Here is a 22,782-nt window from a genome sequence, read left to right as displayed (position 1 = left end):
AGGGGCAGACTGCCGGGTTCATCCCTGGATCGCGGCAAAGAGGCTCTGCGCCCGGGCGCCCGTACGGCAATAGGCCAGAACCTTGCCTTGAGCTGTGGTCACGGCGGTGTCGAAAGCGACAACGTCAACCCTGGTTGCTTGACCTGGCGTGACCGGAATGTGGAACGCTTCAAGCCCTGCGACCTGGGCGGCGGCTTTGATCTCGGCAAAGCTTGGCTGGCCTGCATCCTCGTGATCGGGGCGGTTGCAGATCACTGTTGTAAAGCCCGCGGCCTTCAGGTCGGCGAGTTGCACAGGCGCAATCTGCGGGCTGACCGCGAAATCCGGCGTGATGTGTTTGATGTCCTGCATTTTCTTGTCCTTGAATGGAGGTCAGAGGTCAAAGCGCGTTGATGGGTACTTTGAGCATTGGCCGGCCGTCCTTGTCGGTCGGCACCTCGCCTGCGCGCATGTTCACCTGGAGCGACGGGATGATGAGTTTTGGCATCGCCAGCGTTGCGTCGCGTTCGGTGCGCAAATTCACGAACTGCTCCTTGGTGGCCCCTTTGCCGACATGGATGTTGTGTTCTTTTTCCGCGGCCACCGTGGTTTGCCACTGGATGTCGCGGCCATTGGGACCGTAGTCGTGGCACATGAACAGGCGCATCTCGTTTGGCAAAGCCAGCACCTTCTGGATGCTGTCGTAAAGTGTGGCGGCATCGCCGCCGGGGAAATCGGCGCGCGCCGATCCGCCATCGGGCATGAACAGTGTATCTCCCACGAAAGCCGCGTCACCCATGACATGAACCATGCAGGCCGGCGTATGGCCGGGGGTGTAGATTGCCACCGCCTCCATGTTGCCGATCTTGTAGGTGTCGCCATCCTCGAATAGGGCGTCGAACTGGCTGCCGTCGCGCTGGAACTCGGTGCCTTCGTTGAAAATCTTGCCGAACGTGTCCTGAACGACCATGATCTTGTCGCCGATGCCAATCTTGCCGCCGAGAGCGCTCTGAATGTAGGGCGCGGCGGAAAGGTGGTCGGCATGCACATGGGTCTCGATGATCCACTCCAGCTTCAGGCCGTGCTTGCGGATATGGTCGATGATGGCGTCGGCATGGTCATAGGTGATCCGGCCCGCCGCATAGTCGATGTCCATGACGGAATCGATCACGGCACAGGCGTTCGAGGACGGGTCTTTCACCACATAGCTGATGGTATTGGTTGCCGGGTCGAAGAATGCCTCGACCTGTGGTTTGACGGACATGTTGACCGGATAATCTGTCACGGCAGTCTCCTTTCTGGTTCAGGTTTCGCGGCGCAGCACGCGGGCTGCGCGCGCACCGCTCAGGGCCATTAGGCCCTTGGCGCCAAAGATGCCGGCGATCAGCGCCGCCACGAAGGCGACGACCTCGATCTGGCCAGTTCCCAAGGCGGGGAGCGCGGCCCCCGGGCAGAACCCGGCGATGCCCCAGCCCACGCCGAACACGGCCGAGCCGGCGAGCAGATGGGCATCGATACGCAGATTGTCGGGCAAGTGGAATTTCGCGTCGATGATCGGCGAGGTCCTGCGCAAGACAATGCGATAACCAAGGAAGGCGATGACAACCGCCCCTCCCATGACGAAGATGAGGCTTGGGTCCCAGGTGCCTGTCACATCGAAGAAGTTGAGCACCTTGGCTGGGTTGGCCATGCCCGAAACCGAAATGCCCACGCCAAAGACAAGGCCGATGAGATAGGAAGTCAGAAGTCGCATGTCTCAGGCCCCCAGAACATGACGAATGACATAGACGGTCACCCCGGTGGTCAGCATGAAGGTCAATGTTGCCGCAATGGACCGGCGCGACAGGCGCGCCACCCCGCAAACCCCGTGTCCCGAGGTGCAGCCGGATCCGTAGGTCACGCCGATCCCGACCAGCACGCCGCCCACCAGAAGCATAGGCATGGACACGGTTACCTCGACTGCGGGCATCTGCCCGGTCACAGCCAGCGTAACAAGCGGCCCGCTGATCATCCCGGCCAGCAATGCAAGCCGCCAACCGGTATCTGGATGCGCGGACGGCGTCAGAACACCTGCCAGGACGCCGGTGGCTCCCATGATCCGGCCAAGGGTCAGCATCAGCAGCACCGAGGCCAGCCCGATCAGAATGCCGCCTGAGAGGGATTGCCACGGGGTGAAAAGGGTTTCGATGGTGGTCAGTTCCGGCACGTCGTGGCCCCCAGCACCGCGTAGAGTGGGCAGAAGCGGAACATGGCAGTCGCCAGCATCACAATGCCCACGACCACAGCGCCATATTCTAGTGCAACGCTGTCAAAGACGTCCCAACTGCTGAACAACGCCGCAGCGATCAGCCCCACGCCGAGGACAAGACGAAGAGCCCGGTCTATGGTTCCTACATTGGCAATCATTGTCCTGATCTCCTGTTGAATACGGGACCTGTCTATGCCCTTTCGATCCGCCGTTCAGTGACGATGTCACCAAGCGGAGGTGAATGGCGGGACTTGCAGGCTGACGGGGCGGCGAAAGGGGCGATACCAAGGCTGCGCTTGCCTGTCTCCGCTGTGCCGGTATCAAGTTCCTGGTAATCTTGGCGGAGCATTGGTCGCGGCTTGGCGCGGTGGTCGGCTCGCGGGCCTTGCCGGGCGATCAGATTGGGTGCGAACTCGGGCGTGGGAGGGCCCGGCTGGCGCCCGCGCGGGTACTGCTTCCAAGTCGTCCGGAGGCCATTTTGACCGCTCAGGCAGCCCGTGTTCTTCACCGGTGGGCGCCTAGCCTTCTCTGGCCTTTGTGAATTCTAGCGTTGGAGCCCTGAGCATCAGCGATAGCTACTGTTCACCAGAAACCATGAGATCTATCCCGCATCCAGGGCGGCTAGTCTTTCTAACCCGGCAATATCCACCAGATCGATCGTCCCGCGCGACTGCCGAATCCATCCCCGTCGCTGAAACTCGCCTAACTGGCGCGAGACAACCTCGCGCGCGGTGCCCAGTTCGGCTGCCATCTGCTGATGCGTGGCTTTGATCTGTCTTGCGCCACGTTCCAGATCGATCAGCTTCTGCGCAAGCCGGATATCGACGCGCTGGAACGCGATGTCTTCGATGACCTGAAACAGATCGGTGATCCTTTTGGAATAGGCGGTGAATATGAAACTGCGGAAAGCGACCGACTGGGAGACCAGGTCATCGAAGACCGCGCGCGGGATGGCCACGGCGCGCACGTCGGTTTCGGCGATGCCCTCGGCGGAATAGTCTTCGTGGGCCAACAGGCAGGCGGTCGTCAGCACGCAGCTTTGTCCAGCCTCGACCCGATAAAGAACGATCTCGCGGCCACCTTCCGATACCTGCTGCACCCGCACCCTGCCTTCCAGCAGCAGAAGCAGGTTCTCGGGTGACTTGCCAGGACCGAAGATCACAGTGCCTTGCGGGACCGCAATTATGGCGCTCTTTCGGGTCAGCGCGTCGCGTACGGCCGGCTCAATACGGGACAAGCCCGGAAACTGCTTGATCCAATCAGTCAAAACGATCGCACTCCCATTATTGCGGTATTCCGCAGGGCAGACTGAAACCCGCTCACCGGATGCAGCGACATACATCTGCCAGTCGCCATCGCTCACCGCCTTGAGCCAAGTCAAAGAGCGTCCTTGGAAACCTGGTCGACAGGGAGGCACCTTCACATTTCTTCACACTTCCCCGTCACTCGAGAAACGTTGACCCTCCAGTCTGGCGTTATCGCGGCAGCAAGTGCCGCCTAACCAAGGAAACGATCATGAACACCGACAAGCAGGATATGCAGGCCCCATTGGCTCCGAACACCGCAACTGGGTCGCGTAGCTGGGGACGGCGCATCGTTATCGGCGGCCTTGCTGCCGCAGCAGTCGCTGGCATCGGACTTGCCGTGGCCAACAGTGGCGAGTTCGCAGATGGGCACGGAATGCTGCATTTTGGCAAGGGACACCAGATGATGGATGCTTCGATGGGCCGCGGTGGCTTCTCGGAGCGCCGGATGGAGCATATGATGGAAGATATCGATGCCACACCGGAACAGTCGAAGAAGCTGAAGGAGCTCTTCGGTTCTGCCCGAGATGAGATCGCTCCGATGCTCGACGACTTCAGGGACACGCGCAACGCCGCTGCCGACATTCTGGGCGCGCCGACCATCGATCGATCTGCGATCGAAAAGTTGCGCAGTGAGCGCGTTGCCGCGATCGATGCCGCCTCGCGGAAAATGACGGCCACTCTTGTCGATGCAGCGGAAATCCTGACGCCAGAACAAAGGGCAAAGATGCTGGAGCATTTCAAGGCGCGCGGAGATCACGGCCGGTGGTAGGATTTCAACTGCAAGGTTGAAATCCGGAGAGTCCCATGGCGGAACAGGTGCTGATCATCGATGACGACACACGCCTGTCCGCCATGATTGCGGACTATCTCTCGGGAAATGGCTACGCTGTACACACCGCTGCAACCGGGCATGCCGGCCTCGCCGATGTGCAACGGCGTTCGCCAGACGCGGTAATTCTCGACGTCATGCTGCCCGATCTGGACGGCTTCGAGGCCTGCCGCCGCATACGAGCTGTATCTGACGTGGCCATACTTATGCTCACGGCGAAAGGGGACGAGACGGACCGGATTATCGGGCTGGAGTTGGGCGCGGACGACTACTTGCCAAAGCCGTTTAATCCGCGCGAACTGCTTGCGCGACTCAAGGCTATCCTACGGCGGCGCCGTGGCGGCGATCTGGCCGCATCGCGCATCATTCGGTCCGGGCGGCTAGAGATAGATCCCGGTTCTCGTTCAGTCCGTATCGATGGCCGCGATTGCCCAATGACCAGTTATCAATTCGATCTTCTCGTTACATTGGCGGAGAATGCCGGACGGGTGCTTTCGCGCGAGCAACTGATGGACCTTGTCAAAGGCGAAGAGCTCGAAGCGTTCGATCGCTCGATCGATGTGCATATTTCTCGGATCAGGGCGGCAATCGAGGATGATCCCAAACACCCGCGTCGCATCGTTACCGTGCGTGGCGCCGGCTATGTTTTCGCTCGCTTTCAGGACGATCAGAAATAAGTCGGGGCGAAATTCTGGTGCGCAACAGCCTTTTCCTCAAGATCTACCTTACGCTGCTGGCGAGCTTGGCAGTAGTCGCAATCGCGAGTGCGTTTTTTGTCCGGCTGGGGCAGGACGAGCTGGACCGGGGATGGGGCGGCCGGCGTGACAAATTCTTCGCCACAATGCTGCCGGTGACCGACGATCCGGCTATGCTCAAGACCACGCTTGACAGGCTTGCGGACGCTTTCGCTGCCGATCTGGCGCTCTACAACCCACATGACCAATTGATTGCCAGTGCCGGAGAGCCGTTCAAACTCGACGCGCCCGGCTCGCGTCAGGCACACGATGGCAAACGGCCGTTTGTAATTCGATTGGTGGATGGTCGTTCGATACAGGCACGCATGCCATTGGGGCCGGGTGGACGAAACCCACTTGGCTATCTCGCAGTCATCGCCGGTGTTATTGGCCTTGCAGCCTATCCTGTGGTTCGTCATCTGACGCGGCGGTTGGAGCGTCTGCGCCGTGGCGTGGAAATCTGGGGAACTGGTGAGCTTGGAACCCGGGTTGCGGCGAGTGGCAGCGATGAAGTCGCAGCGGTCGCGCGGAGTTTCAACATTGCGGCCGATCGCATCGAACGTCTGGTCGACGCGCATCGATCCCTGCTCGCCAATGCCAGCCATGAACTGCGTTCGCCGTTGGCAAGGCTTCGCATGGCCATAGACCTCTACGAGCGTTCGGCCAATCAGGCAACGAAGCGAGAGATCGTGCAAAGCCTGTCGGAACTCGACGGTCTGGTCGAGGAAATTCTGTTGGCCAGCCGGCTCGACCATGTCCAAAAACTGGATCATGTGGAAGCCGTCGACATGCTTGCACTTGCAGCCGAGGAAGGTGCGCGCAACGATGTTACGGTCACTGGATCGACCGCCATAATCTCGGGCGATGCGCGGTTGCTGAGACGCCTGGTTCGCAATCTGATGCAGAATGCATTGTGCCATGGGGCTCCACCGGTGGTCGCCGAGGTCGAGACCGATGGGGCAATGGTGCGCCTGTGCGTCAAAGACCACGGCGAGGGCATTGCAGACGGCGAGGACACACGCGTTTTCGAACAGTTCTACCGTCCGACGGGACGAAGCGAGAGCAAGGGCGGCTGGGGGCTTGGACTATCCTTGGTCCGCCAGATCGCTACTCACCACCGAGGGTCGGTCCGCTATGAAAGGGTGCCGGAGGGTGGGGCATGTTTCATCGTGGAATTCCCTGCGTCGAGTTTGGCGCAGCCAATCGCAAGACCAACGCCGACGAGCGGTTGATCCGTCCTGTCAGCCCCGATCTTCCAGTGCTTGGCGCATCAACCGGGATGTCTTTACCGCGCTTGTGTGCGTCGAAATAGGTGCGGTCCCGTGTCCGTAAGACACGCTCACTCATTGCGTTTTCCAGGATGCGTCGACTGGCAAGACGGCGTTCGCTGCTGGCAGGGGCACTTGTCGCGGTATCACTCGGTCGCTTGACAAGGATCAATGTCGAACGGGTGAGGAGGCCGTATGTCACAAGCGTTCGGCGGCGCTGAAACAACGCTTTGTAGCGTGCGCGAGGACATCACATCGGGAGGAATGCATGGCGCATGTTGTCGTCCTCGGTGCCGGGCTTGGCGGCACGATCATGGCCTATGAGCTTCGCAAAGGTCTTGGGAAAGAACACAAGGTTTCGGTTGTTTCCAATGGAGACCGCTATTCGTTCGTGCCTTCCAACCCTTGGGTTGCGGTCGGCTTGCGCGATAGGGAATCGATCGAAGTCGACCTTGCACCGGTGTTTGCACGCCATGACATCGCGCTGCATCCACAAGGCGCCAAGCGCCTGAAACCGGAAGAGCGTCGCATCGAACTCAACGACGGATCTTCTGTTACCTTTGACTATCTGGTGATTGCCACGGGTCCCGAACTGGCTTTCGATGAGATCGACGGGCTTGGACCTGACCACAACTCGCAGTCCATCTGTCACATCGACCATGCCCTAAAGACAAAGAAGGCGTTCGATGCGTTGGTCGACAATCCAGGCCCAGTGGTCATCGGCGCTGTGCAGGGCGCTTCGTGCTTCGGTCCCGCCTACGAATTTGCATTCATCCTCGAAAAGGCGCTACGCAAGGCCAAGGTTCGTGATCGGGTGCCGATGACCTTCGTCACCTCGGAGCCGTATATTGGTCATCTTGGCCTGGACGGTGTCGGCGACACCAAGGGGCTTCTCGAAAGCGAGTTGCGCCAGCATCACATCAAGTGGATCTGCAATGCCAAGGTTGACCGCGTCGAGCCGGGCAAGATGTCCGTCTCGGAAATCGCCGACGACGGATCCTTGAAGAAGGCACACGAACTCCCGCAAGTCTTTTCAATGATGCTTCCGGCGTTTCGCGGTGTTGCGGCCGTATTTGGCATCGAAGGACTAACCAATGCTCGCGGTTTCATTGTCGTCGACAAGCATCAGCGCAGCACCGCCTACCCGGATATTTTCGCAATCGGTGTGTGCGTTGCCATTGCGCCTCTTGGAAAGACCCCGGTCCCCATCGGCGTTCCAAAAACAGGCTTTATGATCGAATCCATGGCCACTGCTGCAGCCCGGAACATTGGCCGCCTGGTTACGGGCGCCGAGCCGGATGCTGAAGCAACATGGAACGCGGTTTGCTTGGCCGACCTGGGCGATTCCGGCGTCGCTTTCGTCGCCCAGCCGCAGATCCCGCCGCGCAATGTCAATTGGTCGTCCTCCGGCAAATGGGTTCATACAGCGAAGGTCGGCTTCGAGAGGTATTTCCTGCACAAGGTCCGGACAGGCAAGGCCGAGCCGTTCTACGAGCGTCTCGCCTTGCAGGTGATGGGCGTCGACAAGCTGAAGGAAATCAAGATCGATGACGGCGCGGCTACGCCGCATGTCTGAGTGCTTGATGCTTTGCCGCGCAGGACATGCGGCGGCGCGTCCCGGCGTCGTATCCAATAGTTACGCAGGCCTTCCCAAGACAGATGGAGATTACCAATGACGCTTGACCGTTCCGTTCTCGCATTTGCCGGCATCATGGTGCTGCTTTCGGTGGTGCTGACGGTTTGGGTTTCGCCCTTGTTCGTTTGGCTCACGGTCTTTGTTGGCCTGAATCTTGTGCAATCCGCGTTCACTGGATTCTGCCCGGCAGCGGCCGTCTTCAAGGTGCTCGGCGTCAAGCCGGGCCGCGCCTTTTAAGGTTCGCCGAAATGCGAACCTTGCCACTGTTCGCCGGGCTGCTCGCGTGTGGCCCGGCATTGGCTGGAACCGTGACACTCGCTCCCACCCCGGTGATCGAGTGGAAGGCGGTCTATGGTCGGGTCGAGGCACGCGATACGATTCCTGCGCGTGCCCGCATTGGTGGGGTAATCGTCGAGCTCAATGTGAGCGAGGGCGACAATATCGAGGCCGGGCAGAAGATCGCTACCGTGCGCGATGACAAGATCGCTTTTCAGATCGCCGCGATCGACGCGCAAATTCGCGCGCTTGAGGCGCAGCTTGTCTCGGCAAGATCCGAGTTGGCCCGCGGCCAGACCCTGGTCGAAAGGGGCGTGATGACCGCGCAGCGTCTCGACCAGCTTCGGACCGATGCGGATGTTACACAAAACCAACTGGCTGCAAGCGAGGCGCAACGATCGGTCATCGTTCAGCAAGGCGCTGAGGGAGAAGTATTCGCGCCCGGTGCTGGCCGCGTGCTCACCGTGCCGGTGACGCGGGGCGCCGTCATCATGGCCGGCGAAGTGGTGGCCACGATAGGCGGTGGCGGCGTCTTCCTGCGCCTGGCGATGCCTGAACGCCATGCTCCGCTGCTGAAAGAGGGGGCCTCGATCCGTATCAATGCGAACGGCGCGGACTCGACCGGCCGTCTCGCAAAAATTTACCCACAGATCGAGAATGGCCGCGTTCTCGCCGACGTCGAGGTCGAAAAGCTGGAAACGGCTTTTATCGGTGCCCGTGTGCTCGTCGAGGTTCCGGTTGGCGAGCGCTCAGTGCTGCTCGTACCGGTCGCATCCGTTGAAGCCCGGTCGGGCATCGATTTTGTCCGTGTCATGGTTGGTGGCGTCGAGATTGATCGGGCGCTTGTGCTGGGCGAGCGGATCGCAGGTTCTGACGGGGACTATGTCGAGGTCCTGACTGGACTCTCCGCCGGCGATGTCGTGATCACGCCATGAAGCTCCCGACGAGTATTGGTATTGCCGGGGGCTTGACGCGAGCTTTCATCGCCTCGCCACTGACGCCGCTGTTCCTGGTCGCTGCCTTCGCGTTCGGACTCATCGCTCTGTTGACATTGCCACGTGAGGAAGAGCCGCAGATTTCGGTTCCGATGGTTGATATCCTTGTTCGCGCTGACGGCCTGAAGGCCGATGATGCCGTCAAGCTGGTCACCGAACCGTTGGAAATGATCGTCAAAGGAATAGATGGCGTGGAGCACGTCTATTCGCAAACTGACGACGATCAAGTGATGGTAACCGCACGCTTCATCGTCGGAACTTCATCCGACGCCGCGGTGTTGCGTGTCCATGACAAGGTCCGCGCGAACTTGGACCGCATTCCGTTCGGCGTCCCCGAACCGCGCATCGTCGGCCGCGGCATTGACGATGTTGCGATCGTCACGCTGACGCTTTCGCCCAACCCAAACATGGCCGATCGCATAACGGCGAACGATCTGACGCGCATCGCACGCCAATTGCGCACCGAGATTGCCAAGATCGACAATGTCGGCCTGACTTATCTCGTCGGCGAAACGGCAGAGATCATACGGGTGGCGCCGCGTCCCGAAAAGCTCGCACTCTATGGCGTCACGCTGCAGCAGCTTGCCGCGAAGGTTTCCGGAGCCAACAAGGCTTTTCCTACTGGAGGGGCCAGGGATGATGGTGAGCAGATCGCCGTCATTGCCGGCGAGACGCTGAGTTCACCGAACCAGATCGGCAACCTGTTGGTGACGACGCGTGACAACCGTCCAGTCTATGTCCGTGACGTGGCCGACGTTGCCTTCGCAACCGACACGGGGGAAATTCTGGTATCGACGGTCTCACGATCGAAAAATGGAGTTTCGCGCGTTCCTTCGGTCACGCTGGCCATTGCCAAACGTGCGGGTTCGAATGCGGTGACAGTTGCGGAATCGATCCTGCACCGGGTCGAAATGCTCAAGGGAAGCCTCATTTCGGGCGAGGTGTCGGTCGAAGTCACACGCAATTATGGCGAGACCGCCAACGAAAAGGCGAACGAGCTTCTTTATCATCTCGGGCTCGCCACGGTCTCGATCATCCTTCTTGTCTGGCTGGCCATCGGGTGGCGTGAAGCCGTGGTCGTCGCGGTAGTTATTCCCGTTACGATCCTGCTTACCCTCTTCGCTTCGTGGTGGATGGGCTATACGCTCAACCGCATATCGCTTTTTGCCCTCATCTTCTCGATCGGCATTCTCGTCGACGACGCAATCGTCGTCATCGAAAACATCGCGCGCCACTGGGGCATGGGCGACGGCCGCGAACGCAAGGATGCTGCAATTGAGGCGGTTGCGGAGGTCGGCAATCCGACCATCGTTGCGACACTTACCGTCGTCGCTGCGCTTCTGCCGATGCTTTTCGTTTCGGGGATGATGGGACCCTATATGAGCCCGATTCCTGCAAATGCGTCGGCAGCGATGATCTTTTCGTTCTTCGTCGCTGTCACGGTAACACCTTGGTTGATGCTCAGGATTGCCGGTAGGGCAACCCCGATCAGTCACCATCAAGGGCATGGCGGCGTGTTCGGCCGCACCTATGCCGCCGTGGCAGGCCCGATCCTGTCGTCGAAAATCGCAAGCTGGTCGTTTCTGCTCGCAGTCGGCATTCTTACCCTCGGTTCCCTTGCGTTGTTTTACACTAGGGATGTGACCGTCAAGCTGCTTCCCTTCGACAACAAGTCAGAGCTATCGGTCACGATCGACCTGCCCGAGGGCTCCTCCGTCGAAGCCACCGACGGCGTTGCGCAGGAGGTTGCGCGCATAGTTCTGGCTCTGGAGGAGGTGATGTCGGTCCAGACGCATGCCGGGGCTGCGGCACCTTTCAATTTCAACGGCCTGGTGCGCCATTCCTTCTATCGGACGGAGCCGCAACAGGGCGATGTCGCCATAAACCTTCTGCCCAAAGCGGAGCGCATCCGCTCCAGCCATCAGATCGCGCTCGAGATTCGAGAGCGCATCAAGGCCGTGTCCATGCCGTCGGGCACCAGCCTAAAGGTCGTCGAGCCACCGCCTGGGCCACCCGTCATGGCAACGCTTCTGGCAGAAGTCTACGGACCCGATGGCGAGACCCGGCGAAAAGTCGCGGAGAAGGTCGAGATGGCCTTTCGGTCGGTTCCATTCATCGTCGACATCGACAATTCCTATGGGCAGCCCGCGCGTCGGCTGCGTATGCGGATTTCAACCGACGACGCCGAGTTCTTCCATGTCGAAGAGAGCGACGTCTTCGACACGATCGCGATCCTCAACGGCGGCACGACGGTCGGCTATTCCCATCGCGGAGGCGGCCGGCAACCAATCCCCATCCGCGTCGAGCGGCCGAAGGGCGATAGGGTTGTCGACGAGCAGTTCTTGGCGACGCCCCTTCCAGCCAACGTACTGCCGGGTGATCGCGGTGTTGTCGAACTCGGCGACGTTGTGCGGGTTGCCGAAGAACGTGCGTCGTTTCCGGTATTCAGGCACAATGGCCGCGCTGCCGAAATGGTAACGGCTGAACTCGCCGGAACGTTCGAAGCCCCCCTTTACGGCATGCTTGCGGTGCGGGAGGCCATCGATGCGCAGGACTGGACGGGGCTGCCGAAGCCCGTCATCTCGCTGCATGGCCAACCGCAGGATGAGGGTTCCTCGACGCTCCTTTGGGATGGCGAATGGGAGGTTACCTGGGTGACCTTCCGCGACATGGGTGCAGCATTTTTGGTCGCGCTGCTTGCCATATACATTTTGGTCGTTGCGCAGTTCGGCTCCTTCAAGCTGCCGCTTGTGATCCTGACACCGATACCGCTGACCTTCATCGGCATACTGGGTGGCCATTGGCTGCTTTCCGCGCCGTTCTCGGCGCCCTCTATGATCGGGTTCATCGCGCTCGCCGGCATCATCGTGCGTAACTCAATCTTGCTTGTCGATTTTATCCGTCATGCCAACACCGGCGAACTGCCTCTGACCAAGATACTGATTGAAGCTGGTTCAATTCGTTTCAAACCGATCCTCCTCACCGCGCTCGCGGCCATGATTGGCGCGGCGGTAATTCTGTCGGATCCGATCTTCCAAGGGCTCGCCATCTCTCTGCTGTTCGGTCTCGCTTCGTCGACATTGCTCACGGTGCTCGTCATCCCGGCGATCTACAGGGTGCTGAGGACGTAGGTGAGAAATGAACAAATGACCCTGGCAAGTCCCGCTGAAAGAACTCCAACAGACATGTAGGGTCGGGGAGGGTAATGCGCATCCGCTCGAACAAGATACCGGGCCGCCTGGCAAATCTGATCCTGCTGGCTGCCTTCGTCACCGCACTTGTTGCCAGTGGGTTCTTCGCGATTCGCCTGACGGTCCATACGCTCTATTGGTCATCGCACCGCGACGAGCCGATCGAACCATGGATGACAGTGGGCTATGTGGCCCACTCCTACAATCTGGAGCCGAAAGCGCTGTTCAGTGCGCTTGATCTCCCGACAGGTGTTTCGGACAGGCGGACCCTTGGCGACATAGCATCGGCCAAGGGCGTTTCGTTTGAGGCGCTCAAATCCACTATCGAAGCGAGCATAGGCAGGAGCCGGCAGCAATCGAACGGCGGTCCGTCCGATGGAATTGAGCGGCAGCTAGTCCCATGAGCGATGCGGCGATGGCTTTTCTCGCGGACTATGGTGCCTTCGCGTTGTTCGGCATCCTTGCTCTCGGTAGCCTCGGCGTACCGCTTCCTTCGTCGCTCGTCCTGCTCGTGGCCGGTTCGCTGGTGGCGCGCGACCAGTTGGATTTGGTCTCCATCTTCGCGTGGGGGATTGCCGGCGCTGTCTTGGGTGATCAGGCGGGCTACCTGATTGGCCGCCTGGGAAGCGAGGGGCTGGCCGAAAGGCTAGCCGAGCGGCTGCATATGTCCGACACCCTTGGTCATGCGCGGACGGCAACTGTCCGATGGGGTGCCATCAGCGTCTTCCTTAGCAGGTGGCTGCTTAGCCCGCTCGGTCCGGGAGTCAACATTGTCGCCGGTATGATGGCCTATTCTTGGTCACGCTTTACCGTCTGGGGTGTCTTCGGCGAAGCTGTCTGGGTGTTCCAATATGTTGGGTTGGGAATACTTTTCAGTCGCAGCATTCTGGCTGTTGCCGACATCCTCGGCGATTTGACCTGGTTCCTTGTGTTTGCCGTAGTTGCCGGTTTGCTTGGCATGAAGATTCTATATGAAAGGCGGATTGTCTCGGCTTCGTTGCAGTCGCATTAGGCTCTTGGCGAGGTTATCCTCGCCGGCCGGAGCCTGTCGGATTACCGGTGGCCCCCAACGGTCTGCTGTCATTCGTCGGTTGCGCCGAGCCCTGACATCCGAACGATCGTGAGGCATCGAGCGAGACGGTCTGGAACGCTCGGCTGCGGGACTAGTTGGTTGGTCGAACTGACAGCCAGATCTTGGGCAGATGCTCCGGCCTGGCCATCGCAAGTCCGAGGGCCAGCGCCTCTTGCAGGTCAGTTGTGTATTTCGCGCTTCCTTCGAAGCCACCGAAATAATTGACCCGGATGACGCTGCCTCGCTTGCTGATTGCTACGCCCACGGCACGCAGGCGTTCCTGCACTTCGCGATACTTCATCGGCTGTCCCCGCCCGAATGTCCCGGAGCCGCAGCAGCGGTTCGCTTCAATCCTAGAAACGCATCAACGGCAACGCTTTGACTTGGGTCAACAGAGTGGGAAGCCAAATGATCCGCAGGGTTGCGCCGGGTGCCTTGTCAGGACTGAAACTTGGACATCTGTCTGGCAATGGACAGTTCCTCGTTCGTGGCTATCACACGAACCTCCACCTTGCTGTCGGGATGGCTGATCACGTCGCCGTCGCGCGATGGATCGAGTTTGACCCCCAACCACTGGAGTCGCCGGCAAATCGCCTGCCGTATTTCTGTTGCGTGCTCGCCGACTCCTCCAGTGAAGACCAGAAGCTCGATGCCTTCGATCGAACTGGCAAGAGCCGCAATGGCCCGTGATATGCTGAACACGAACAAGTCGATGGCCTCGGTCGCCCGTGGATCGCTGCTGGAAAGCAGGGCGCGCATGTCGCCTGATATGCCCGACACGCCGAGCAGTCCTGATCGACGATATAGCAGGTCCTCGACCTCGGTGGCTGCCAACCCTTTCTCCTTTTGTAGGTAGAGCAGGATGCCAGGGTCGATCGAACCGGAGCGAGTGGCCATCATTACCCCGTCCAGTGCGGTGAAGCCCATGGTCGTGTCCCGGCTCATCCCGTCGACCATCGCGCAAAGACTGCAGCCGCTGCCCAGATGGGCAACAATAGTCCTCTGCTGCAAAAGCCGAGGTGAGATCTCGCCCAGATGGTGGGAAACATATTCATAGGACAAGCCGTGAAAGCCGTAACGACGCACGCCATCGCTTTCAAACTGACGGGGAAGCGCATATCGGCTGGCTGGTGGCCGCATCGAGGAATGGAAAGCCGTGTCGAAACAGCCAATCTGCACGAGGCCCGGCTGTAGCTCAGCCAACGCCCTGACGGGGGCGAGGCTCGCGGGCTGGTGCAACGGGGCGATGGGGGTGAGTTCGTCAAGCGCGGCGATAACGTCTGTCGACAGGCGAATTGGTGTCACAAAGCGGCTTCCGCCATGAACTATGCGGTGGCCGACCAGCTCTAGCGGCCGGCCGTCCAAGAACGGCTGGAGAAACTCGATAAGTTCCTCCAGCAACAACACCGTTGAGCTCGTGGCAACAGGTCGGCCGTCGGCGAGAATTTGGCCCGACGAGTGCTTTGCCGAAAAACGGGGAGATCCGCCGATGCCATCGAACACGCCGCGTAACAACTGCTCCGGGCCAGTGGGCGTTTGACTGAACAGCCCGAATTTCAAGCTGGAAGATCCTGCGTTCAGTGCCAGGAGAGCCATGTGGTTCTTCCTTTCTCAGCCCCGCCATGACCAGTTGCGCACCTCGGGCATGTCTTCTCCATGATCTCGGACGTAATGCCAGTGTTGTGAGAGACAGTTCTCGAAATAGGCCCGGGCTTCTGCAGCCTTGGGCCCAAGGTTGCGCACGCGGTCGATAGCTTCGATGGCGAGATGATAGCGGTCCATCTTGTTGAGCACGGTCATGTCGAAAGGCGTAGTGGTGGTACCTTCTTCCTGGAAGCCGCGAACGTGAATGTTCTCGTGGTTGTTACGGCGATAGGTCAACCGGTGGATCAGATAAGGGTAGCCGTGATAGGCGAATACCACCGGTCGGTCCGCAGTGAACAATGCGTCAAAAGCTGCGTCGGTCAGGCCGTGGGGATGCTGGCTGATCGACTGCAGCGTCATGAGATCCACGACGTTGACCACACGAATCTTCAGGTCTGGCAGGGCTTCCCGCAGCAGGCCCACCGCGGCAAGTGTCTCTAGCGTGGGTACATCGCCGGCGCAGGCCATCACAACATCGGGGCCGCTGTCGTCTTCGGAGCCGGCCCAATGCCAGATGCCTGCTCCAGCTTGGCAGTGGGCGATCGCGTCGTCCATGTTCAGCCATTGTTGCTGGGGCTGCTTTCCAGCCACGATCACATTGATCCGGTTAAAAGTGCGCAGGCAATGGTCAGTCACCCAAAGCAGGGTGTTGGCATCGGGAGGCAAATAGATGCGGACTATGTCTGACTTCTTGTTGGCCACGAGGTCAACGAAGCCCGGATCCTGATGGCTGAAGCCGTTATGATCCTGCCGCCAGACGTGCGAGGTCAGAAGATAGTTGAGCGAAGCGATCGGTTGCCGCCAAGGCAATTCTCGTGAAACCTTTAGCCATTTGGCATGCTGGTTGAACATCGAGTCAACAATGTGAATGAAGGCTTCGTAGCAGGAGTACAGCCCATGCCGCCCTGTCAGTAGATAGCCCTCCAGCCAGCCTTGGCAGAGATTCTCGCTCAAAACCTCCATGACACGCCCATCGCGGGCAAGGTGCTCGTCATAAGGCTCGATGTCGGCCATCCACACCCGGTCGGTGGATGCGAACACTGGATCAAGCCGATTGGAAGCAGTCTCGTCGGGCCCCATGATGCGGAAGTTCCGAGCCTCGGCGTTCAGCTCGACGATTTCCTTGAGCATCCGTCCCATTGTCCGCGTCGCTTCCCCGTTGACGGATCCGGGTGATGGCACATCGATCGCAAATGACCTGAAGTCGGGCATGACAAGGTCGCGCTTGAGGCCACCGCCGTTGGCGTGCGGGTTGGCTCCCATCCTTCTGATACCCTCGGGAGCCAATGCCGCCAGCTCCGCGCGCAGCCTTCCCCTGTCGTCGAACAGATCGTCGGGGTCATAGCTCCGCATCCATTGTTCCAGGATATGAAGATGCTCCTCGTTCTGGCGTGGATCAGTGATCGGGACTTGATGAGATCGCCAGAACCCTTCTGTCTTCTTGCCGTCTATCTCTTTGGGACCAGTCCAGCCCTTGGGACTGCGCAATACGATCATCGGCCAGCGGGGCCGTTCGGCGCGACCCTCCCGCCTTGCTGCCGTCTGGATCGCCTCGATGCGATCACATGCAGTGTCGAGCGCCATGGCCATCTTGCCATGCATTTCGACGGGGTCCTCACCCTCGACGAAGATGGGTTCGTGCCCGTAACCTGTCAGAAGGTCATGCAGTTCGGACTTGTCGATGCGGGCAAGCACCGTGGGGTTGGCGATCTTGTAGCCATTGAGGTGCAGGATCGGCAGGACGGCGCCGTCATGGACAGGGCTCAAGAACTTGTTCGAGTGCCATGAGGCTGCAAGCGTGCCAGTCTCAGCTTCGCCGTCGCCTATCACGCAGGCTACGACTAGATCGGGATTGTCGAAGGCAGCCCCATATGCATGAACCAGTGCATAGCCCAGCTCTCCGCCCTCGTGGATGGAGCCGGGAGTTTCAGGCGCAGCGTGGCTGGGGATGCCGCCGGGGAAGGAAAACTGCCGGAAGAGCGCGCGCATGCCGTCGGTGTCGCGGCCGATCTCGGGGTAAATCTCGGAATAGCTGCCCTCGAGATATGTATTGGCCACCATTCCCGGTCCGCCATGGCCTGGCCCGCAGACATAGATCATGTCGAGGTCGCGGTTCCTGATGAGGCGGTTCAGATGTGCGTAGATGAAGTTGAGTCCGGGTGTGGTACCCCAGTGGCCAAGCAGGCGTGGCTTGATGTGCTCGGGCTTCAGCGGTTCCCGCAGCAGAGGGTTGTCCAGCAGATAAATCTGCCCAACCGACAGATAGTTCGCCGCCTGCCAATACCGATGGAGCAGATGGAGTTCTTCGGAATCGACGAATGCGTCGTCGATTTCGGCGAGTGACTTCTTGGCGCTCTGCATTCCGCGTTCCTTTCCACGGTGGAAATGTCTTCGGGAGCGTAGTCAATGTGACTCAGCATGCGTTGAGCCATGTCAATTGTATATCGAGTTGGAGTGCACTTTTCCGGTTGGGAGAGGGGGGGACTGCGTGACCGCCTGCTATGGGCCACGTCTGGATGACTTAGCTGTGTGCCGCCAAGAACAGCAAACCGACCGTCAGCGCGCCAAGGCATACGAGCAACACGCCGGCAGCCGCCATGTCCTTAACAACGCGAATCTCCGGGTCCAATTCTGGATGCAGATGATCGACGAGGGCCTCAAGAGCCGAATTGAACAGTTCCGCGGCCAGCACAACGGTAATCGCCAGCCCAATGACGGCCAGCCAGATACCAGAAATGCCGAGCAGGGCAGCGCCTAAGACAACGATCAGGCCAATCAGCGCTTGAGTGCGGAAACTGCGCTCACGTCGCCAGCCGTCTTGCAGTCCCTGAATGGCAAAACCGAAACGATGGAGAAATGCCTTGTTCTTCATTGTCGTGTCCTCGGAGGCAATCGTCCCGGGGCGGGCGCATCGCCACTATAAGCCAAGCTAGCCTGGGACCACTTCAGCGATCTTGCCGTCGACAAGGTGGATGCGGCGATCCATGCGGGCTGCCATTTCGAGGTCGTGCGTAACCGCCACGATCGACTTGCCGCGTTCACGCACGAGGTGCTGGAGTATCTCGAAAACTTGTTCGGAGCTCTTGCTATCCAGGCTTCCCGTGGGTTCATCGGCAAGGATGATCGGCGGGTCGTTTGCGAGCGATCGCGCCACGGCGACCCGTTGTCGCTGGCCGCCCGACAGTTGGTCAGGCCGTTTGTCGAGATGCTCGGCAAGCCCCAGGGATATGAGCAACTCGCTGGCCCGCTCGCGTATCTGGCTTCGTTCGAGGCGGCGCAGCTTGCGCATTGGAATCTCCACGTTCTCTCGCGCGGTGAACTCTGGCAGGAGAAAATGGAACTGGAAGACGAAACCCATCATCGAAAGCCGTGTACGGGAGCGCTCCTTCTCGTCCATGGGTCCGGTGTCGCGGCCGCCGATCTTCAAAGTGCCACTGGTGGGGCTGTCGAGAAGCCCGAGCAGGTACAGCAAAGAAGACTTGCCGGACCCAGACGGTCCAGTAACGGCTACGAATTCCTTTTCGCCAATGCTCAGCGTGATATCTTTGACGAGGGTTACCGGAACCGTCTCCGGCAATATCCGCGTCAGTCTTTCAGTCTCGATCAGCGGGCTCATGATGCGCCCCGGATAATGTCGACAGGATTGAGACGGGCCGCACGGCGGGCGGGCAAGTATCCAGCGACCGCTGCAGATCCCATTGCGAAAGCTGAAGCGCTCAAATAGTGCAGAATGCTCCAAGTGATTGGCAGCCGGGTCATTTCCTGACCGGTCGCGGCGATTTCGAAGCGTACCTGTGATAGGGCGTAGGTCATTGCAAAGCCGAGCAGCCAACCGAACGCGGAGCCCGCAGCGCCGATTGCCAGGCCTTCCATCAGGAACATGCGACGCATGTCGGCTTCGGGGAAGCCGAGCGACTTCATGATGGCAATGTCACGCGCCTTCTCGTGCGTGATGGTGGAGATGATGTTGTAGATGCCGAATCCGGCGACCAGCATGATCGCGCCTACCACTGTGTACATGATGACGTTACGGACAACGAGGGCCTCGAGGATGGATTCGTTCGCTTCCTGCCAAGCTACAGCCTTGTAGCCAAGTTCGGTCTCAGCCCGGTGCGCCACCGCAGGTGCGCTGTCCGGATTGTCGAGCTTGATTCTTATCTCGTTGATAGCGTTCGGGCGCCCTGACAGGATCTGAGCATTCTTGAGGAGAACGTAGGCCTCGCCTTCGTCACGAGCCGTTGTCCCGGTATGGAACAGGCCCACAATTCTGAACGCGCGGGTAAGCCCGTCTGAGGAAACGGCCGTTATCGTGTCTCCAAAGCTGGCACCTAGCCGGGAAGCCATGGTGTCTCCGATCACCACGTTGTTGCCGCCCGCCGCGAGCGCGGCGAAGCTGCCTTCAACGAACTCCTGGATGATCGGCGAAACAGCGGATTCTCGCGCCGGATCGATCCCGATGACCGCCGCGCCAGCTTCTCGATTGGAATAGCGGATAACACCTTGCGTCTTCAGGCTGGTCGAGAAGCGACCGGGAACCCAGCTGTCGAGCCAGGCTGCTGCAGCCGTCGGATTGATGATCCCACGCCGATCATCACGGGGCCTCAGCCCGGAAATGGCGACAGCGGCAAAAACTTCCTCCGCAGGCTGCCGGTGGGCAGTGCGCATTTCGTCGGTGATGGCAACGTGAGGCATGGTGTCGATGAGCTGCCTGACGAAATCGTCTTGCCCACCCTGCATCAATGCGGCCATGGCAATGGAGAAGCCCACGCCAACAGCAACACCCAGGATGGCCACAACTGTCTGTCGCCCGCGTCCGGCGATATGGGTGACCGCAATGTCGAGAATGAGGGGCATGATCTACTCCTCTGGGCCGGAGATGATCACACGGCTACCGTCGGCGAGGTCGGCAGGATAGGGAGTGACGACGAGGGCCTTTTCGTCGAGGCCAGACAGAACCTGGGTGCTGCCCGTGCCGCGGATGCCGATACGAATATCGCGCCGTCGCGACCTGCCGTCCTCGACTACGAAGACATGGTTCTGGTCAACCGCAGCAGAGGGAATGAGCAGGGCATTCTTCGAGACTTGGACGACGATGTTGATGTCTGTCGACATCCCGATGCGCAGAGGAGTTTCATCTGGCAGCCGAAAACGGACGCGATAGGTCTTCGTCGCCGGATCTCCTTTTGGCGTAATGCTTTCGACTTGAGCCTCGAGGTTTTGCTTCGGAAAGGCATCGGCTCTAAGAAGGGCGCGTTGACCAACTTCGACGCGGGGAATGTCCTCTTCGTTGACATCTGCGACCACGAGCAGTGGCTTTGGCTCCCCGACCCAAAACAAAACCGTACCTAGCTCGGCGACCTCGCCCACTTCACCATCTTGCCTGAGAACGATCCCCGGACTGGGCGCTCGCAGAACATAAGTCTCGAGCCGGGCTTTCCGCCCAGCGACCAGGGCTTCAACTTGCAGAAGCTCGCTTTGAGAGCGATCGAGCGCTTGTCGGCTGGCCGCGTTTCGTTCGGCAAGTACGGACAATCGCCGAAAATCCTCTTGGGCCAGCGAGCGTCGTGCCTCAAGTTCGGCCAGTGCCGCGCGCTCTTCGCTATCATCCAGACGAGCCAGAACGTCGCCTTGCGCAACCCGTGATCCTTCGCAGTTGCATTGTTCGACGATACGTTCACGAACAACTGGAGCAACCTTTGCCCACGTCCTGGGCTCGACTGAACCGCTTGCATAGACGATACCGGCCGCTTCACCGCGTGAGGTGGCCACGACCGACACGTTGGGGGGATGCCAAAAATACCAGGCGGCAGCTCCAGCTAACGTGCCAAAGGTAACGAAGCCGAAGATAGTTCCTGCCAGCCGCACGGCTTTTGCTCCTGCAACTTCCCGTTTCGATAACGCACCGGAGAGTCCCTGGTCCCGGTCTATCCGTTGTCAGAAAAGCGGGGTTATTCCATGCGTGCCTTGATCCCGGTCAAAGCTTGTTGGCTCGACCCGCCTTAGTGTTTTGCGGGACCTCGGGATTCAGTCCGAAAGGGATGAGCCATGAAATCGAAGAAGACATGGATTTTGGTGGCTGATGGTGCTCGGGCACGCATCATCCAGCAGATTGACGGCGACAACAAGGAAGACCAAGGTTTGCCCGAAGAATTGGTTTTCGAGCTGGCTCACAAACAAATGCGCGAGATCATGTCAGACAAACCTGGGCGTAGCTTCTCCTCCCTAGGGCGACGGCGGTCGGCAATGGATTACGCGTCCAATCCGGAGCGGGAGCAGGAGGTTCAGTTCGCACGGATGCTCATGGACGAATTGGAGGGGCATTATGCCGATCACGAATTCGACCATCTTGTGCTTGTGGCTGAGCGGCGCATGCTTGGCGCTCTGCGTCGGAGCCTACCTCGAGGGCTTCTGCCTGCGTTGGTGAAAGAGGTGGCAAAAGACCTGACGAAGCTGCCAAAACTCCAGCTTATGGAGGCCGTGAGCAAGCTTCATAGCAACCGCGTCGGTTGAGATCCGCACCTGTCACGACGGAAGGCTGTTCGAGGTCACGTCGGTTCAGGTCGGCAGAGACGGTAGTTCCAACTGAGGACATCATATCTAGAATATCATAGTCGAAAACGGGAGTGGGCTCCATGAAAATAAGCTTCGTCTCATCGACAATCATTCTTTGGCATTTGCTAGCCCCAATCGCTGCAGTGGCGGAGGAGGTGAAGCTTCCCACAAAGGAACAGTTGGCCAGCGACAATAAGATGTTCCTAACGTTGGCGACGAAAGCCCTTCACTGGCGAGAGCCGCAAGAGCCTTTTCACATCGCTGGTCAACTTTACTTCGTTGGAACCAAGGGGTTGTCGTCGTTTCTGTTCAAGACCACCGATGGATTAATTCTGCTCAACACGGGTGACCCAACCTCAGGTCCTACGATCGAGGCTTCAATTCGAAAGCTCGGCTTCGATCCGAGAGACGTCAAAGTCATGATCAACGGTCATGGACATTCCGACCACGCAGGCGGATTTGCCTATTTGAAGAGGCTCTCCAAAGCACAGCTTGCCATCATGGAAGGCGACGTGGCCATGATTCAGGATGGCGGAAAGAGCGATTTCCACTATGGCCATGACTGGCAAATCATGGGGCAGGATCCGGTTCAGGTTGATCGGATTTTGAGGGATGGCGACCGGGTTACTCTCGGCGACGTTACTCTCACAGCTTACAGCACGCCCGGACATACCCGTGGTTCAACCACTTGGGTCACCCAACTTGTCGAGGGCGGGAAGGCCTATTCCGTTGTCTTCCCGGACGGTGCTGGTTTCAACCCAGGCTATAAGCTGTCCGGAGAAAAGGCCGACTACCCTGGAATTGGCCAAGACTATCGGAAAACCCATCATTTTCTTGAAATGCTGAAGCCAGATATGTGGTTTGGGTTCCACACAGAGTACTTCGATATGGAGGGGAAATTTTCCCGAATGACTGAAGAAGGGCCATCGGTTTGGGTCGACCCTGAAGGTTACAGGCAGTTTGTCGCGTCGAAGAAGCGCGCATTTGAAGATGAAGTTGACCTCGAAATGGGGGCTAAACCTAAAAAGGAGCCGGACCTATAAGCTGGTTA

The 22,782-nt window shown here is 59.3% G+C and carries 24 protein-coding genes; 11 read left to right on the top strand and 13 right to left on the bottom strand.

Going from position 1 to position 22,782, the window contains the following annotated elements:
- Positions 1-18 precede the first annotated feature (18 nt).
- The 6 genes from SLT36_RS17845 to SLT36_RS17820 all read right to left on the bottom strand — a co-directional run bounded on the left by SLT36_RS17845 (position 19) and on the right by SLT36_RS17820 (position 3,608).
- Complete coding sequence (locus tag SLT36_RS17845; protein ID WP_432283743.1) at positions 19-351, bottom strand: TIGR01244 family sulfur transferase; 333 nt, start codon at positions 349-351, stop codon at positions 19-21.
- Positions 352-379: 28 nt separating this feature from the next.
- Positions 380-1,243, bottom strand: coding sequence for an MBL fold metallo-hydrolase (locus SLT36_RS17840; RefSeq protein ID WP_432288382.1), 864 nt, complete (start codon positions 1,241-1,243; stop codon positions 380-382).
- A gap of 39 nt (positions 1,244-1,282) precedes the next feature.
- The gene (locus SLT36_RS17835) at positions 1,283-1,732 is read right to left on the bottom strand and encodes a DUF6691 family protein (protein ID WP_432283742.1); all 450 of its coding nucleotides are present in this window, start codon (positions 1,730-1,732) and stop codon (positions 1,283-1,285) included.
- A gap of 3 nt (positions 1,733-1,735) precedes the next feature.
- Positions 1,736-2,185, bottom strand: coding sequence for a YeeE/YedE family protein (locus SLT36_RS17830; RefSeq protein WP_263006846.1), 450 nt, complete (start codon positions 2,183-2,185; stop codon positions 1,736-1,738).
- Complete coding sequence (locus SLT36_RS17825; RefSeq protein WP_192315966.1) at positions 2,173-2,385, bottom strand: YgaP family membrane protein; 213 nt, start codon at positions 2,383-2,385, stop codon at positions 2,173-2,175. The genes SLT36_RS17830 and SLT36_RS17825 overlap by 13 nt, the downstream gene beginning before the upstream one ends.
- Positions 2,386-2,828: 443 nt before the next feature.
- Complete coding sequence (locus tag SLT36_RS17820) at positions 2,829-3,608, bottom strand: Crp/Fnr family transcriptional regulator (RefSeq protein ID WP_432283741.1); 780 nt, start codon at positions 3,606-3,608, stop codon at positions 2,829-2,831.
- Positions 3,609-3,742: 134 nt separating this feature from the next.
- On the opposite strand from SLT36_RS17820, the gene SLT36_RS17815 reads away from it, so the two are divergent.
- The 9 genes from SLT36_RS17815 to SLT36_RS17775 all read left to right on the top strand — a co-directional run bounded on the left by SLT36_RS17815 (position 3,743) and on the right by SLT36_RS17775 (position 13,475).
- Positions 3,743-4,303: a Spy/CpxP family protein refolding chaperone gene (locus tag SLT36_RS17815; protein WP_432283740.1), complete on the top strand. Its 561-nt coding sequence runs from the start codon at positions 3,743-3,745 to the stop codon at positions 4,301-4,303.
- A gap of 35 nt (positions 4,304-4,338) precedes the next feature.
- Positions 4,339-5,040: a response regulator gene (locus tag SLT36_RS17810; protein ID WP_432283739.1), complete on the top strand. Its 702-nt coding sequence runs from the start codon at positions 4,339-4,341 to the stop codon at positions 5,038-5,040.
- A gap of 17 nt (positions 5,041-5,057) precedes the next feature.
- Positions 5,058-6,329 (top strand): sensor histidine kinase, encoded by a 1,272-nt coding sequence (locus tag SLT36_RS17805; RefSeq protein ID WP_432283738.1) that lies wholly within the window; start codon positions 5,058-5,060, stop codon positions 6,327-6,329.
- Between the two features lie 304 nt (positions 6,330-6,633).
- Positions 6,634-7,941, top strand: a complete 1,308-nt coding sequence (locus tag SLT36_RS17800; RefSeq protein ID WP_432283737.1) for an NAD(P)/FAD-dependent oxidoreductase — start codon at positions 6,634-6,636, stop codon at positions 7,939-7,941.
- A gap of 96 nt (positions 7,942-8,037) precedes the next feature.
- A complete protein-coding gene (locus SLT36_RS17795; RefSeq protein WP_432283736.1) occupies positions 8,038-8,238 on the top strand; it encodes a YgaP family membrane protein in 201 nt (66 codons plus the stop codon).
- Positions 8,239-8,249: 11 nt separating this feature from the next.
- Positions 8,250-9,212, top strand: coding sequence for an efflux RND transporter periplasmic adaptor subunit (locus SLT36_RS17790; RefSeq protein ID WP_432283735.1), 963 nt, complete (start codon positions 8,250-8,252; stop codon positions 9,210-9,212).
- Positions 9,209-12,403, top strand: coding sequence for an efflux RND transporter permease subunit (locus SLT36_RS17785; protein WP_432283734.1), 3,195 nt, complete (start codon positions 9,209-9,211; stop codon positions 12,401-12,403). Before SLT36_RS17790 ends, SLT36_RS17785 begins: the two co-directional genes overlap by 4 nt.
- 74 nt (positions 12,404-12,477) lie before the next feature.
- A complete protein-coding gene (locus SLT36_RS17780) occupies positions 12,478-12,867 on the top strand; it encodes a hypothetical protein (protein ID WP_432283733.1) in 390 nt (129 codons plus the stop codon).
- Positions 12,864-13,475, top strand: coding sequence for a DedA family protein (locus SLT36_RS17775; protein ID WP_432283732.1), 612 nt, complete (start codon positions 12,864-12,866; stop codon positions 13,473-13,475). The genes SLT36_RS17780 and SLT36_RS17775 overlap by 4 nt, the downstream gene beginning before the upstream one ends.
- Positions 13,476-13,626: 151 nt before the next feature.
- Here SLT36_RS17775 and SLT36_RS17770 read toward each other — a convergent pair whose 3' ends face one another.
- From SLT36_RS17770 to SLT36_RS17740, 7 genes are all read right to left on the bottom strand, one after another.
- Positions 13,627-13,836, bottom strand: a complete 210-nt coding sequence (locus SLT36_RS17770; RefSeq protein ID WP_432283731.1) for a hypothetical protein — start codon at positions 13,834-13,836, stop codon at positions 13,627-13,629.
- Between the two features lie 137 nt (positions 13,837-13,973).
- Positions 13,974-15,131 carry an acetate/propionate family kinase gene (locus SLT36_RS17765; RefSeq protein WP_432283730.1) on the bottom strand — a complete coding sequence of 386 codons (1,158 nt, stop codon included), beginning with the start codon at positions 15,129-15,131 and terminating at the stop codon, positions 13,974-13,976.
- A 15-nt stretch (positions 15,132-15,146) separates the two neighbouring features.
- Positions 15,147-17,540 (bottom strand): phosphoketolase family protein, encoded by a 2,394-nt coding sequence (locus tag SLT36_RS17760; RefSeq protein WP_432283729.1) that lies wholly within the window; start codon positions 17,538-17,540, stop codon positions 15,147-15,149.
- Positions 17,541-17,700: 160 nt separating this feature from the next.
- Entirely contained in the window at positions 17,701-18,051 is a 351-nt protein-coding gene (locus SLT36_RS17755; RefSeq protein ID WP_432283728.1) for a diacylglycerol kinase, read from the bottom strand.
- Positions 18,052-18,108: 57 nt separating this feature from the next.
- Positions 18,109-18,795, bottom strand: a complete 687-nt coding sequence (locus SLT36_RS17750) for an ABC transporter ATP-binding protein (RefSeq protein ID WP_432283727.1) — start codon at positions 18,793-18,795, stop codon at positions 18,109-18,111.
- A complete protein-coding gene (locus SLT36_RS17745; protein WP_432283726.1) occupies positions 18,792-20,033 on the bottom strand; it encodes an ABC transporter permease in 1,242 nt (413 codons plus the stop codon). The genes SLT36_RS17750 and SLT36_RS17745 overlap by 4 nt, the downstream gene beginning before the upstream one ends.
- 3 nt (positions 20,034-20,036) lie before the next feature.
- Positions 20,037-21,044 carry an efflux RND transporter periplasmic adaptor subunit gene (locus tag SLT36_RS17740; RefSeq protein WP_432283725.1) on the bottom strand — a complete coding sequence of 336 codons (1,008 nt, stop codon included), beginning with the start codon at positions 21,042-21,044 and terminating at the stop codon, positions 20,037-20,039.
- 180 nt (positions 21,045-21,224) lie between these two features.
- Here SLT36_RS17740 and SLT36_RS17735 point away from each other — a divergent pair, with 180 nt between their 5' ends.
- Both SLT36_RS17735 and bla read left to right on the top strand, forming a co-directional pair.
- Entirely contained in the window at positions 21,225-21,689 is a 465-nt protein-coding gene (locus SLT36_RS17735; RefSeq protein WP_432283724.1) for a host attachment protein, read from the top strand.
- Between the two features lie 122 nt (positions 21,690-21,811).
- Positions 21,812-22,774 (top strand): subclass B3 metallo-beta-lactamase, encoded by a 963-nt coding sequence (gene bla, locus SLT36_RS17730; RefSeq protein ID WP_432283723.1) that lies wholly within the window; start codon positions 21,812-21,814, stop codon positions 22,772-22,774.
- The last annotated feature ends 8 nt before the right edge of the window (positions 22,775-22,782 follow it).

It is taken from the genome of Aminobacter sp. BA135, assembly GCF_050859125.1.
Taxonomy (GTDB): domain Bacteria; phylum Pseudomonadota; class Alphaproteobacteria; order Rhizobiales; family Rhizobiaceae; genus Aminobacter; species Aminobacter ciceronei.
The sequence above is the reverse complement of the archived record's forward strand: the minus strand, read 5'-3'. Positions and strand labels throughout refer to the sequence as shown.